Origin of the sequence: Lysinibacillus boronitolerans JCM 21713 = 10a = NBRC 103108, assembly GCF_000772935.1 — a bacterium.
Lineage (GTDB): Bacteria > Bacillota > Bacilli > Bacillales_A > Planococcaceae > Lysinibacillus > Lysinibacillus boronitolerans.
Genome location: NZ_JPVR01000081.1, coordinates 348,961 through 363,660, shown reverse-complemented (window position 1 = coordinate 363,660; position 14,700 = coordinate 348,961). Strand labels below are relative to the sequence as shown.

At 39.1% G+C, this 14,700-nt stretch carries 12 protein-coding genes and 1 riboswitch; of the genes, 10 read left to right on the top strand and 2 right to left on the bottom strand.

Going from position 1 to position 14,700, the window contains the following annotated elements:
- Nucleotides 1-86 precede the first annotated feature (86 nt).
- Nucleotides 87-1,481, top strand: a complete 1,395-nt coding sequence (locus tag CD31_RS22420; RefSeq protein WP_036081462.1) for a Mur ligase family protein — start codon at nt 87-89, stop codon at nt 1,479-1,481.
- Between the two features lie 142 nt (nt 1,482-1,623).
- Nucleotides 1,624-3,012 carry a UDP-N-acetylmuramoyl-tripeptide--D-alanyl-D-alanine ligase gene (locus tag CD31_RS22415; RefSeq protein WP_036081459.1) on the top strand — a complete coding sequence of 463 codons (1,389 nt, stop codon included), beginning with the start codon at nt 1,624-1,626 and terminating at the stop codon, nt 3,010-3,012.
- Between the two features lie 347 nt (nt 3,013-3,359).
- Here CD31_RS22415 and CD31_RS22410 read toward each other — a convergent pair whose 3' ends face one another.
- Together CD31_RS22410 and CD31_RS22405 are read right to left on the bottom strand one after the other, a co-directional pair.
- Nucleotides 3,360-4,301, bottom strand: a complete 942-nt coding sequence (locus CD31_RS22410; RefSeq protein WP_244905003.1) for a C40 family peptidase — start codon at nt 4,299-4,301, stop codon at nt 3,360-3,362.
- Nucleotides 4,302-4,542: 241 nt separating this feature from the next.
- The gene (locus CD31_RS22405) at nt 4,543-4,908 is read right to left on the bottom strand and encodes a VOC family protein (protein WP_016995073.1); all 366 of its coding nucleotides are present in this window, start codon (nt 4,906-4,908) and stop codon (nt 4,543-4,545) included.
- A gap of 946 nt (nt 4,909-5,854) precedes the next feature.
- Nucleotides 5,855-6,038, top strand: a riboswitch (cobalamin riboswitch).
- A gap of 215 nt (nt 6,039-6,253) precedes the next feature.
- Here CD31_RS22405 and CD31_RS23660 point away from each other — a divergent pair.
- From CD31_RS23660 to CD31_RS22370, 8 genes are all read left to right on the top strand, one after another.
- Nucleotides 6,254-6,421, top strand: a complete 168-nt coding sequence (locus CD31_RS23660) for a hypothetical protein (protein WP_016992923.1) — start codon at nt 6,254-6,256, stop codon at nt 6,419-6,421.
- Nucleotides 6,422-6,542: 121 nt separating this feature from the next.
- A complete protein-coding gene (locus tag CD31_RS22400) occupies nt 6,543-7,136 on the top strand; it encodes a TetR/AcrR family transcriptional regulator (protein ID WP_016992924.1) in 594 nt (197 codons plus the stop codon).
- A 15-nt stretch (nt 7,137-7,151) separates the two neighbouring features.
- A complete protein-coding gene (locus tag CD31_RS22395; RefSeq protein WP_036081455.1) occupies nt 7,152-8,171 on the top strand; it encodes a 2,3-butanediol dehydrogenase in 1,020 nt (339 codons plus the stop codon).
- A 177-nt stretch (nt 8,172-8,348) separates the two neighbouring features.
- Entirely contained in the window at nt 8,349-9,710 is a 1,362-nt protein-coding gene (locus CD31_RS22390; protein ID WP_036081452.1) for a PepSY-associated TM helix domain-containing protein, read from the top strand.
- A 177-nt stretch (nt 9,711-9,887) separates the two neighbouring features.
- Entirely contained in the window at nt 9,888-11,366 is a 1,479-nt protein-coding gene (locus CD31_RS22385) for a sensor histidine kinase (RefSeq protein ID WP_036081450.1), read from the top strand.
- On the top strand, nt 11,344-12,030 hold the full coding sequence (locus CD31_RS22380) for a response regulator transcription factor (protein WP_036081446.1): 687 nt from the start codon (nt 11,344-11,346) through the stop codon (nt 12,028-12,030). Before CD31_RS22385 ends, CD31_RS22380 begins: the two co-directional genes overlap by 23 nt.
- Before the next feature lie 115 nt (nt 12,031-12,145).
- Nucleotides 12,146-12,856, top strand: coding sequence for an ankyrin repeat domain-containing protein (locus CD31_RS22375; protein ID WP_081977537.1), 711 nt, complete (start codon nt 12,146-12,148; stop codon nt 12,854-12,856).
- A gap of 727 nt (nt 12,857-13,583) precedes the next feature.
- A complete protein-coding gene (locus CD31_RS22370) occupies nt 13,584-14,663 on the top strand; it encodes a hypothetical protein (RefSeq protein WP_036081443.1) in 1,080 nt (359 codons plus the stop codon).
- Nucleotides 14,664-14,700 lie beyond the last annotated feature (37 nt).

The following is a 14,700-nucleotide window of genomic DNA, read 5'->3' as shown; positions in this document are numbered from 1 at the left end:
GATTTCCTCTAGTTATGTATCTTGTCTACATCCAAGCAACTTTTAAAAGGTTACATATACTAGAAAAGAAAGGAGGGAGAAAAGATATGAAGCCTCTTTCGGTGAAAAATTTAGCAATGATTACGGCAGGCTATCTAGTGCACGGATCAGAGGATACACTGATTCAGCATGGGGCTTATCGATTAAAACAAGTGAAAAAGTCCAATACGGCCCTTTTTACAAGTAAACGTATTGTTAGTTGGAAAAGTCTTGAGCCACTTTCTCCTCTAGTGCTAGTGACCGATAGAGCATATCGGCCAAATGACATTCCCAACCACGTTATTATGATACAGGTAGCGAATGCAGAAGAGGCCTATTGGAAATTTGTTCATTTTTATCGTAACCAGTTTCATATTCCGATTGTCGCGATCACAGGTACATCAGGTAAAACAACGACAAAAGAGATGATTAAACATATTCTTTCTGCTGATCGGAAAGTAACTGCGACGACACTGAGCAGTAATTCTAGAACGGCCTCCTTGCAATATTTACTAGGCATTGAGGATGAAACCGAAGCTGCCGTCTTTGAAACAGCAGTTGGCTCACCAGGAGACGTCACGAATGCGGGGAAATATTTCAAACCGACAATCGGTATTATTACGAATATCGGAGCTCATCATTTAAATTATTGCAAAACATTAGAAGGCTATATTCAAGCAAAAGGAGAAATGCTAGATATCATTCATCCCAAAGGTACATTAATTATCAATGCAGAGGATGTAAATACGAAAAAACTAGATGTTACGAGATTTCGTGGGCGTTTGATCAAGGTGGGAAAGCATGACTCCTGTGATTTTCAAGCGAGCCATATCCACTACTATCAAAAAGGCATGAAATTTGTCCTGCATCATGATAGAAAAAGCTATGACATTCTTGTACCAGGGTTTGGGGAGCATCAGGTTTATAATGCTCTTGCTGCCATCGCAGCGGTCCACGATATGGGCGTGCCTATTCCAGTCGCAGCAAATCAGCTCCAATCATTCCGTCAATTGAAAAAACAATTGCAACTCTTTGAGGGCATTAATCATTCCATGATATTGGATGATACATGGAGTATTACAACCACTTCCTTAGAGGCAGCCTTAAAAGTGTTGAATGAGCTAGGTGATGGCAAGAAAAAGATCGCTGTTATTGGTACGATTACCGATTTAGGTTCGTGGGGCTACATTATTCATGAACAAGCGGGAGAATTAATTCGACGTATTGGCGTGGATGTTCTGATTACCATTGGAGAACACGCAAGGATTATGGCCGATCATGCAGTAAAGCTAGGATTTAGCGCACCTGTTTATACATTTAAAAATAGTACGCTCGTCTATCCGTTACTGCAGAGGATTGTGGATGAAAATACCATCATTCTCATAAAGGGAGATATGTATAGCAAACAGGTCTCTAAACTTGCAACGGAGCTAAAGCTAAAGCCTCCACCACCTGCTGATTAGCTTCTTTCAATATAGGATATTGACTGTGCCACATAGAAGAGCTTTCTAATAAGGTATAGTAATTGATCAAAAAGCAGCACGCTAGATCAAGAGAAGAAATAAGTCATCTACAAGATTGATAAAGAGAGGAGGCGTAGTACACTTGCAATCCATTAGTGTGCAGAAACTTAGGAATGTCCTACAGGGAAAGCTCCTTCACGGATCAGAACAATGGTCTGTTAAGCAGGCGATCTACTATAATCGGCATGATTTAACAAAAAGCCATTCGCTCCTGTTTGTTAGTCGAAACGATCAAATCAACTGGCAAGAGATTGATCGGAAAGGTCCATCTCTTATCGTATCCGATAAACCGTCTACAGAGTTAAAAAATGCGCTGGAGAATACAACCGTTTTACAAGTGAAAAGTGTTGCACAGGCATACTGGACATTTATCGAGTATTATCGTGGGCTCTTTGAAATTCCCGTTGTGGCTTTAACAGGCACTTGTGGTAAAACAACGACAAAAGAGATGTTAAAACATATTGCTAGTAAGCATTGGCAAGTGCAAGCATCCATCAGCAGTAAAAACGAGCCAAGGCAATCACTACCTTATTTAACGGGCATTGATGATAAAACACAAGCCGCTATCTTTGAATTAGGCTTAGGGAATACAGGGAATATTAAACATCAATGTATGATCTATCAACCAACTATCGGCATCATTACAAATATTGGCGTCCATCATCTAGATGGCTGTCTTAATTTAGAAGGCTATATTAAGGCCAAGTCAGAAATTGTGGAAGGTATTAAAGAAGATGGCACGTTAATCATCAATGCAGATGATGCCAATACCAAAAAAATCTCATTGAAAAGATTTAAGGGGAAGATTATCAAGTTTGGCTTACAGGATACGGCAGATTATAAGGCTTCGAATGTGGAATTTGCCAATACGGGCATGAAGTTTGTTTTAGAGGTAGCGGATAAAACGTACAATGTGTTTGTCCCTGGCTATGGAGAGCATCAGGTCTATAATGCCTTAGCCGCAATTGCAGCTAGTCACGAAATGGGGCTGACTATTCGTCAGGCGATCGCAGGGCTAAGAACGTTTAAACAGATGGCAAGACATTTAGAATTTACAACAGGTCTTGGGGACAGCACGATTATTGATGATACTTGGACAAATAACCCGACATCTGTAGAGGCAGCCTTAAAAGTGTTAGATACGGTAGGGAAAGACAAAAAGGTCATTCTTGTTTTAGGGGATATAAAGCGATTAGGTAATTTTGAAGAAAAATATCATCGCGAAATTGGCTCCATGGTAGCACTAAGAAAGATCGATACATTAATTACCATCGGCAAAAGGGCAGAGAAGATTGCGGATCAAGCTCAAAAAGATGGAACCAGTGCAGAGGTTCATACGTTTAAAGAGGTAGCGGGCGTTTTAGAAGTATTGAAGCCAAAGCTTGATGCAGACACGATTGTTTTAATTAAGGGACCGATGTCTAGTAGATCCATGATCGAATTTGCCAATAAACTTAAAAACTCTTTATAGAGAAAAAGGGTGTCTCAAAATGAATGAGACACCCAATTCTTACTTATTTTAAAACACGCCGAGCTGTTACAAACTTTTGTGCCCATGTTATGCTTAAACTTTGTTTCACAACAGTTCGTTGTCATATTAATATATTGATTACTCCCTATAATAGATCCTCGTTTGTGTGATTTCTATTGGTAGAGATGAATAATAAATCTACTTTTTGAAACTGAGATTTTTGAATACGTTTACCAACTAAAGCTTGTGTTTGCTAATTTATTCTTCAACTCAATACCATGTTTCTTAAAGACATAGTAAGTAAAACCTGTACTTGTAAAAGTCAGTACACTTAACAGGGCGTAGAGTTATTTAGTAGAGATAACACGCTTCGCAGTAATATAGTGTTGAGCATAATAATCAACAAATAATACTCTTGTCATGACACCATCGGAATTAGGGATGATGATACGGTGATCGCCTGCATAAATCCCTACAAGAGAAGGTTTTTTTGAACCTTTCACACTATTAAAGAAGACTAAATCACCCTTTTTCAAATTAGCACGCGCTACAGTTGATCCTTTGCTCATTAAACCGCTCAAAGAAGTTGATCCGAGTTTAACGCCACTTTTACGATAGATGAAATCGACAAATGCTGGAGCGGTAAAGCGTAGACTTGACTCTTTTGTTGTCGAGCTAATCGATACTTTATTTTTATAAGTCAGCGCATTCTCTACAATTTTATCGCCTTTTGTAGCAGGATTGGCAGATAGCAGAGTAGGTAATACTCTACGTGCAGATACATAGTTTTCCGTATAGTACGGCTTACTATTTAAATCAGAGATAACTATATTTTGTTTGGAATCAGCCATATGGATGATTTTATTGTCGCCAATATACATACCGACATGATCGGGATCAGTCCCTGTTTTTTTACTTTTAAAGAACACTAAATCGCCTTTTTGTAATTGGTTTCTTGCTACATAAGTCCCTTGCTGAATCATATAATTTTCGTTATACGTACCAAGGTCTACCCCATTTTTCTCGAAGATGTACATTAAAAATGAAGCACAAGAAAATTTGTATGGGTATGTAGGCTTGTAAACCGAATTGCTGTATGTTGCTTGCCCCATTAAGCTTTTACCAGTCTGAATTAATTGGTCTGCTTTTGCAGCTACCGCCTGTGCGTTGTTCTGAGCATTTGTTGTTGCAGCCTCTACTTGTATTGGCTGGATCGCTGTTTGCACCATTCCAAATGAACTAAATCCAATTGTTAATGCAAGTGTTGTAGATAAAAATCGTTTATTCATGTTGTGTAACCTCCTAAAGCATCTAGTAGGATTTCTCCTGTATACCTTTGCCATGGAAATAATCGTAGCATGAAAAAGTAGGGCTTCTGGGCGGTAAATGTTACCAGGATAGTTGAAGGGAGGGCTTCAACACTTGCTGTAAAAGGCTTTATCAAGGGAATTTACAGTTTTATTACAAATGTTTCAGTAAGATGTTATATGGAACAATTCCATGAAAAAAGCTGCCCTAAAATGAGGCAGCCTACACGATTTCCTGTATCATTTCTACGCGATTGCCAAAGGGATCACGGAATTCAAAGCGCTCGTAATGGGGAATAGGCACCGACTCGAGTATCTCGATTTGATGTGCGACGAGCTTCTTCCGCCAATACTGAATATCCGCTACTTGATACGCAATATGCGCCTTTGTGGTTAAACGATCGAAGCCATCCTCTGTCCCTACATGTACTTCCTGCTGACCAAGCTGTAGCCAAAATCCCCCGCGACCTTTGAGAGAGTCAGGCTTCTCTAATTCTTGAAGTCCTAAAACATGACAATAAAAATCCTTCCCCTGCTCCTCACAGCCTTTTGGAATTGTAATTTGCACATGATGTAAACCCATAATCATCTCATACCGCCTCCTTTTTTCTTAATTATAGAGTAATTTCTAAATATTTGAAATAGATGGGAGGATAGAGCTTAAACAGGTGGATAGAACTTCAAAAGTGAAGGATAGCGTTCTAAAACTGGCGGATAGAATCATCAAATTGAAGGATAGAGCTTAAACTGGCGGATAGAACTTCGAAAGTGAAGGATAGCGTTCTAAAACTGGCGGATAGAATCATCAAATTGAAGGATAGAGTTTAAACAGGTGGATAGAACTTCGAAAGTGAAGGATAGCGTTCTAAAATTGGCGGATAGAATTATCAAATTAAAGGATAGAGCTTAAACTAGCGGATAGAACTTCAAAAGTGAAGGATAGCGTTCTAAAACAGGCGGATAGAATCATCAAATTGAAGGATAGAGTTTAAACTAGCGGATAGAACTTCAAAAGTGAAGGATAGCATTCTAAAACTAGCGGATAGAATCTTCAAAAGTGAAGGATAGCGTTCTAAAACTGGCGGATAGAATCATCAAAGTGAAGGATAGAGTTTAAACTAGCGGATAGAACTTCGAAAGTGAGGGATAGCATTCTAAAACAGGCGGATAGAACTTCAAAAGTGAAGGATAGCGTTCTAAAACAGGCGGATAGAATCATCAAATTGAAGGATAGAGTTTAAACTAGCGGATAGAACTTCAAAAGTGAAGGATAGCGTTCTAAAACTGGCGGATAGAATCATCAAATTGAAGGATAGAGCTTAAACTGGCGGATAGAACTTCGAAAGTGAAGGATAGCATTCTAAAACTGGCGGATAGAATCATCAAATTGAAGGATAGAGCTTAAACTGGTGGATAGAACTTCGAAAGTAGAGGATAGCGCTTCAAATTAAGAGGATAAATCCTTACAAGAGAGGGATAGCGCTCTAAATGTGAAGAAAGCTGTTAAGATTTAATACTATGGTATAATAATAAAAACGGAATAATAGGATAGAGGTACAAATTAGATTTGTTTAAAAGGGAAGATCGGTGTGAATCCGACGCTGTCCCGCAACTGTAAATGGGAGCACATTTCAGAAGGCCACTGTTACAAAAAGTAATGGGAAGGTGAAAGGTGTGATGAGCATAAGCCAGGAGACCTGCCTTTATCTAGTACAGCCAAAAAACCTACGCGGATAGGGGGTGTTGAGTGTGACTAGAGAATTTCTCCTGCATGCTCATAGTACGATGATTGCTAAAAAGGGTGCTTCTATGTTTAATAGAAGGCTTCTTTCCATTTGGCGATCACCGTATTATGTCGTGTATTTGTCATAGTAGACATCTTTCTAATGAGGGAAAGATGTTTTTTTATGTAAAAAATTAAAGGAGCGGTCCACATGAATCCACAAGTTGTTGAGTACTATGAAAGCTTATTCAAATTTGAAATTATGCAAGAGCCTAAACCCTTGAAGGAGCTTGTCGAACAATATGTTGAGCATGATGCTACACATGAGCAATCTATTTTAGCAGCGTATGCGAATGTTTTGAAAGAATTAATAGGATAGAATGTTTGGCTACTTCGTTTTAATGAAGTAGCCATTTTTAATAAGCGCATGCTTTGACAATTAATAATAGTAGGCGTACAATTTCGTTGAACAATTGTTTTGAACGTTTGTTCAAAAAGAGGTGAGAACTATCGATCAAAAAGAAAAGAATAAAGAGGTAAAGGATCAAATTTTACAAGCGGCAAAAACCTTGTTTTCATCAAGGGGCTTTGATGGCACCACGGTGAGACAAATTTGTGAAGAAGCTGATGTGTCACTTGCACTTGTTTCCTATCATTTTGGTGGCAAGGAAAATGTCTTTAATGCATTATTTGAACCGCTACGCCACACCTTTATGAATGCTCATTATGATGTTCAAGATTCAATCGGTGCGCTTCGTAGCTTTTGTCGCAACTTTGTTCTTTACCGAATCCATGAGCATGAGTTAATTGATATTTTACAGCAAGAAATTGTTATGAATAGTCCAAGGCTTGAGATGCTAAAGGATGTGTTTTTACCTTCCTGGGAGCAGCTTCGGACGATTTTACTTGCTTGTCAGGAGCAGCAGACCATTCATTTTGAGTCACTTGATGTTGCATTGAACTTTATCATGGGGACGTTAATGTATTCCTTGAACAATCCCTTTTTAAACCGTTCTTCCTTACAAGCAACACCCGATCAGATAGCGGAGCTTGCAGTCAACTTCGTGTTCCATGGTCTTCAAACTAAATTATAAAAAGAAGGTAATAGGATGAAAGCAGCAAAATTTTACGGTGTAAAAGATATTCGAGTAGAGGAGGCACAACTGCCAGCACTAGAGGCAGGCATGGTGAAAGTAAAAGTTGCCTTTGCTGGAATTTGTGGCAGTGATTTACATGAATATGTGGGTGGAGCTTATGCATTCCGTACACAACCCGTATTAGGTCATGAATTTGCAGGTGTCGTTGTAGAGGTTGCAGAAGGCGTTACACATACCAAAGTAGGTGATCGTGTAGCAGTGGAGCCACCAATTCCATGTGGTAAATGTGATAATTGTCGACGTGGCTATTCCAACTTATGTAAACGTGGCCAATCTTATGGCTATACAATCTCAGGAGGATTTGCTGAATATGCAGTCGTACAAGAAGAAAATATTCACCTTCTTCCTGAGAATATGAGCTTAGAGCTAGGAGCACTTGTTGAACCTACAGCAGTAGCAGTACATGCAGTGCGTCAAAGTCAATTAAAGCTAGGCGATACAGCTGCTATTTTTGGTGCGGGTCCTATTGGATTATTGGTCTTGCAGGCTGTGAAGGCAGCGGGAGCAAGTGAAATTTTTGTCGTAGAGGTATCCGATGAACGACGTCAAAAAGCACTTGAATTAGGCGCGACCTATGTCATTAATCCAATTGATACGGATGCAGTAGCGTTTATTCGTGAAAAAACAGCTGGTGGGGTCGATGTTGCGTATGATGCAGCAGGTGTGCAAGCAACATTTACTAGCGGTGTGAGTGCTGTTCATCCAGGCGGCGAATTTAAAATCGTCAGCGTATGGGAAAGACCTGTAGAATTTAACCCCAATGCGGTGGTTTCTCCAGAGGTAAAAATCAGTGGCTCGTTCGCCTATGTGAATATTTTCCCTGAAGTGATTCGATTACTTGCTCGTGGTGTGATTGATGGACAAGCTGTTATCACAAGCCAAATTGCTTTAGAGGATATTGTGGAAAAAGGCTTTGAGGCTTTAACAAAGGATCGTAGCCAATGTAAAATTCTTGTAAATATGAATTTGTAATTTATTGAAATCATAGCCGAACTTGAGGTTTGGCTATGATTTTTTTGGCTACCTTAATAATATAATACCAATTGGAATACATTTGTTTGTCATAAAACTGCCTTTAGGACTTCATTCATATTTCACTTTTTATTTATATAATTAATCTGCTATAAATAGAGAGATTGGAGATTAAATATGAAAAATTTGCTTTATTCTAGATTTTGGCGGCTGCATTTTTTCGCAGCACTTTTTATTACGCCTTTATTGCTGTCTCTCACATTAAGTGGGATTGGTTATTTGTTTTTTACAGATGTAGAAAATCGCTTATATGACGATTATTTCTTTGGTGAGAGCCATAAGGAAGAGGTCTTAACAATTGATGAGGCCGTGGAAAAAGCGGAGGCGGCATTTTCAGGATACTCTACTACAAAAGTGATTAGGTTAGAGGAGCCTTATAATACACGTTTAACTTTATCAAATGGCACTAAACAAAAGTACGTATTTTTAGACGATCACAATCAAATGGTTGGTAGTCAGGATGCCGATTATACATTTTCAAATATTATGCGAAATACCCATAGCTCTCTCTTTATTGGTGGTACCTTTGTAAATTATTTAGTAGAGCTGGCAGCATGTTGGACGATCTTTTTATTACTGTCAGGGCTTTATATGACATTCCAAGGAAATCTCTTAAAGAAGGGCAAGTCGGAGAATAAGAGACAAAAAAGTAAGAGATTGCATGCGCTTGTTGGGACAATCATTACGATTCCGATGGTGATGTTCATCTCAACAGGGCTATTATGGTCTGCTTTTCAAGGTTCCATGCTAGCAGATATAGCTTCAGAAAATCCTACTTTTGGGTATCCATTGCTCCAACAAAAGCCACCAACGTCTGATGTCTCTGAAATACCATGGGCGACTCGTCAATTAGAGGCACCTACATCAGAAGGCGAACATGCACAACATCATGGCGGTGGAGCTGTCCGTTATACGAACGATAGCCAAATGACGATTGCTCAGCTTGAAAAAGAAATCAATTCGATGAATATCGCTAAGCCTTATTCAATTATTTATCCGTCAAACGGTGAGGGCGTCTATACAGTGGCGAAGGCTAGTAATTCTGGTGTAACAGGGCTAGATGTAAAACCTACAGCGGAAGCCACAATGTATTTTGATCAGTATAGTGGCAAGTTTATCGATCAAGTGAATTATGACGATTATGGCCCATTAGCTAAATTCTTTACATGGGGAATACCATTACATGAGGGGCATTTATTCGGCTGGCCAAATAAGCTATTAAATTTAGTGGTTTGTCTAGCCTTCCTAGCCGTAATCGTGTGGGGCATTCGCACTTGGATTTTGCGTAGAAAAAAAGGGGAGCTGTCTGCACCACCGCAAATTTCTCATAAAATGTCCATGCCATTCATCATTTTCCTTGTCATTTTAGGGATTATGATGCCACTATTTGGTGCGTCATTAATCGCTGTAGTATTAATTGAATTACTCATTTTAGGTTGGCAAACAAAGAAGAAGCTAAGAGCACAAGAAACGAAATAAAGCAAAGGGATACGGCACAGCAGGATTGTGCCGTATTTTTTTGTTTAGTTCATTTATTGGAACGCAATACTAAACTGAAGCGGTAAAAATGTTTATAGATTTTTCAGCATGATTTTATAAAGTTTTAAGATTTGTATGGTACATTGCTAGTAGTTTCAGCTTATTGGGGGAATGTAGATGTCAATTAAAACAAGGTTTTTGCTATCATATGTGGGTGTCATAATCATTGCCATCACGCTATTACTAGCAGCGGTTTTTCTTTTTTCCTTTGCCATCACTGGTGATATCAAAGCGATTGAGCATTTTTATAAAAAATCTTATGTCCAAAAGCCTTTGACGACGGTAGAGGAAAATGCATTTCTAGATTTAAAATTACTAGCTAAAAATAATCCCCAGCAGCTTTTAGATCTCGAACAGCTTGAACAAATCAATGCGCCTTCGATAGAGATTGTGGTACGAAAAGATCATCAAATTGTTTATTCAACACAGAAAGAGCATAAACAATTATTGCTTCAAAGCTTACCTGGTTTTGAAGCGACCAATATTAATTCTCGTGACACAATCATGATCAATCAAGCCTTTTATACGTATGTCAAATTTGATTTTTATTTTCCAGATCAAACAGAGGGTAGTATTTTTGTATTGCGAGAGGTTAGTTCCCATGCAGAGGTAACGAGGGAGCTGTTACCGATTCTTTTAGGTATTTTATTCGTTCTGTTTATGATGATTATTGGCTTTTTAAATTATTTAGTCTCAAGAAGTATTATTAAACCGATTTCGGCATTAAAGGAAGGAGCAGAACGTATTAAATCGGGCGACTTGGATTTTGAGATTGCGACCCACTCGAAGGATGAAATTGGTCAGCTGAATCGATCCTTCGAGGAAATGCGAGTCAAATTAAAAGAATCCATCCAACTTCAGCTTCAATATGAGGAAAATCGAAAGGAGCTCATCTCCAATATTTCCCATGATTTAAAAACGCCGATGACTTCCATTATCGGCTATGTGGAGGGCATTAAAGATGGTGTGGCGAATACAGAGGAAAAAATGGATAAATATTTAACTACTATCTATACAAAGGCAAAGGATATGGATGTATTAATTGATGAGCTATTCTTATTTTCTAAATTGGATTTAAAAAAGATTCCCTTCCAGATGGAAAGCGTCAATCTTCAGCAATATATGCATGATTATGTAGAGGATGCAAGCTTTGATTTTATTGCACGAGACATTCATTTACACTATATAGCAGAAGGCTCGCCGCTTTTGGCTATGGTGGACCGAGATAAATTAAGACGTGTCCTGACAAATCTTTTAAGCAACAGCGAAAAATATATGGATAAGCCGTATAAGCAAATTATTATTTCATTGCATGAGCGGGCTGAGGATGCGATTATTCAGGTAACAGATAATGGTGCAGGCATTGATCCTGTCGCATTGCCCTATATTTTTGATCGATTTTACCGTGCCGAGCCTTCACGTAATTCGCAAACAGGAGGCAGTGGCTTAGGGTTAGCCATTGCAAAACAAATTGTTGTTGAAATGGGCGGCGATATTTGGGCAAAGAGTGAACTAGCAAAGGGGACGAGCGTATTCATTTCATTGAAAAAGGCTGAGGAGAAGGTGAATTATCATGAAAAAAATTCTGCTAATTGAAGACGAAGTGAGCATAGCAGAGCTCCAACGAGATTATTTAGAGATTAATGGCTTTACAGTAGATATCCAACATCATGGAGAGGATGGGCTACAGCAGGCACTTAACGGCAATTATGATTTAATCATTTTGGATATTATGCTACCAGGCATAAGTGGCTTTGACATTTGTAAACAGATTCGAGCCGTACACAATATCCCCATTTTATTTGTTTCAGCTAAAAAGGAGGATATTGATAAAATTCGTGGTCTTGGACTAGGAGCGGATGATTATATTACAAAACCATTTAGTCCGAGTGAATTAGTGGCAAGGGTCAAGGCCCATTTATCGAGATATGAGCGTCTGGCGACCAATCAACAAACAAATCATATGATGTCCATTCATGGCATTACAATCGATACTTCGGCTAGAAAGGTGTTTGTCAATGGTGATGAGATTGCCTTTACAACGAAGGAATTTGATTTACTCGTCTTTTTTGTTAGACACCCCAATCAAGTATTGAGTAAGGAGCAGCTATATGAGCGAAACTGGGGCTATGAATCAGCTGCAGACGTTTCGACTGTCACTGTTCATATACGAAAGCTACGTGAAAAAATTGAACGAGAGCCAGCGCATCCCAAGTTTTTGGAAACAGTATGGGGTGCAGGCTATCGCTTCAATGTTTAAGTAAAACTACCTCGTCCTTGTGGCGGGGTAGTTTTTTTAGACTTTTTTAAGAATTCGTTAATGGGCAATTTAGCATTACCGCTTACACTGAGGAAAGAAAGGCGGTGTATTAAAATTGAAAAAAAGGCAGGCAGTTATCATTGCATTAACATTTTTACTTCAAGGGTGTGCCTCAATTGATACAGAAACAATACAGCATGATAAAGGTGGGAGTGAAGTGGTGGGAACAGAATGGGCGAGTGAGTTGCTCAAGGCAGCTGAAAGGGGAGATATCGATGGGCTTCAACATGCTTTGAAACAAAAAGGGGACATCAATGTACAAGATTCAACTAATCGAACAGCTTTGATGATAGCTACCTATAATCAGGATATAGAGGCAGCAAAATTATTAATAGAGGCAGGAGCAGATGTTAATATTCAGGATAATCAGCAAAATACGCCGTTTCTATATGCAGGTGCGGAAGGCTATCTGGCTATTTTAAAGATGACCATCCAAGCTGGTGCTGATCCGACTATTTTAAATCGATATGGGGGAACAGCGCTCATACCAGCAGCAGAGCATGGTCATGTGGAGGTCATCGAGGAGCTATTGAGCAATACCGATATTGACGTCAATCATGTGAATCATTTAGGCTGGACAGCCCTGATGGAGGCGATTGTCTTAAATAACGGCAATCCAACACAGCAAGCCGTAATACAACGACTCATTGAACATGGTGCTGATGTAAATATCCCCGATCAAAATAACGTAACACCACTGCAACATGCAAAACAGCGAGGCTTTAAAGAGATCGAACAAATTCTACTTGCTGCAGGCGCAAAATAACCCAAACTGTAGAGACGGCTCTCTACAGTTTTCTTAGTGTTGAAAAACAAAACAGTCAATTGAAAGGTAGAAATGGATTTCCGTTGCAGGCTACTTGCTTTCCTGTGGGCGAGCGCCGAATCGCTTCCTCCGCCACCGCTCCGTTTAGAGTTTCGCCTGTCTTGCTATCCCATGGGAGTCAAGCAGCCTTCCACTTCAACCCACTAACTTATTAGCAAAGGTTTTCAAATAAAGTGAAGGTGTTCACTACTCTTTATGAAGAGGTGTTGTCATGCATCACTTCTCCACATTGAAAATAAGAACTTATCCCCTCTAAGAATACAGTTAATGGACGATTTGATCGCTATGTTACTATAAAAAAGTAAAGACACTTTGCAGAATGGTTGATTGGAGTGGAGCCAGCGTCACTCCTAGGGGATTTAGCGTCACAGAGGAGACCCTGGAGCGAACGTAAGTGAGTGAAGCGGCTCATCGGACGCCCCTTGGAAAGGACGCTGGCGTAACGGAAATCAACCCCTCACCCTGCAAAGTTGCCTTTTCTGCCGTTGACATCATCTTTTTTCAACAACATGCAAACTGTAGAGACGGCTCTCTACAGTTTTTTTGTTCTTAAATTATTTTTCCTATTTTTTAATTCTTTTTTAATAGTTTATTTATTAGCAGTTTAGATATGGACTTTATGATAAATTTTGTAAACCAAATAACACCATAAAGGAGAGTACCACAAATGAAATTAAGAAAACGTATTGTTCCAGCAGCATTGGCTTTATCCGTATTATCAGCAGGTCTAGTAACCATAGGCGAGCCATTAAATGCAGAGGCAGCAAGCAATAAAGCAGTAGCAGAAAATGAGCAGGTAGCAAAAATTACAAACATCAAGCCATTAAATACAATGACACTACAAATTACATTTAATCAGCCCTTAGCAGCAGCTGATGTAGACCTAAATCATTTAGATGCTATAAAAAAACATTTTACGTTTAATGGAGATTTAGAGATTGTCAATGTGCCACGCTTAATGACAGGCGCTAAGAGTACATATATTGTACCAACAACATTCCAAGAAGATGATTTTATCTATACATTGAGCTATAAAGAGCAACGCAATAAAGTTTTTGAGGGCACAGATGAAAAGGTATATGTACGCAATGTGGAGCAAGTCACAAATGATACATTCACATTGGAATCCTTTCAGGAGGATGGCGTAGTAGATTATGCTAATATTATTGAAGCCTATCGCGCAGGTCGTGGAGATTTAGCATTTAGCTTAGATGGTCATAATCGAGATGCTAGCGGAAAACGCTTTGATGTTATTTCTTCCTTACGTGATCGCTTTGTGACGGTGAGAACAAGTGAGGGAGAAGAGTTTGTTGCTAATTATGTACCATTTACACAAGCAGCTGATGGCAGACAAGCTCCTCAATTTAGACTCCCTGCTGGCAAACTTTTAAAACCAGGTGTGACTTACCGTGTGTACGCACAATGGGCGGAAATAGATGTAAAGAGCTTTGTAGCGAAAGAAATCGTGCCATTCACTCTGCAATCAGCAAAAGCCATGGATGAAAAATCCTTTGAATTACAATTAAGAAACGATCCGCAATCTGATTTACTTGCTGGTCGAAGTGTAGCGTTAAAAGGCAATGATGGGAGTACATTGCAAGCACAATATCGTTATTCATCACGTAAAGGTGCTGTGGGCATTTTTGATCTAACGAATGGTGGTACGTTGAAAGCAAATGTCAGCTATACCGTAATCCCATTAAACAACTGGGCTATAGCAACAAATGTAGTTCTACAAGGACAATAAACGTTCTTTTGCTTAATAAAATAATGAATCTGTCATT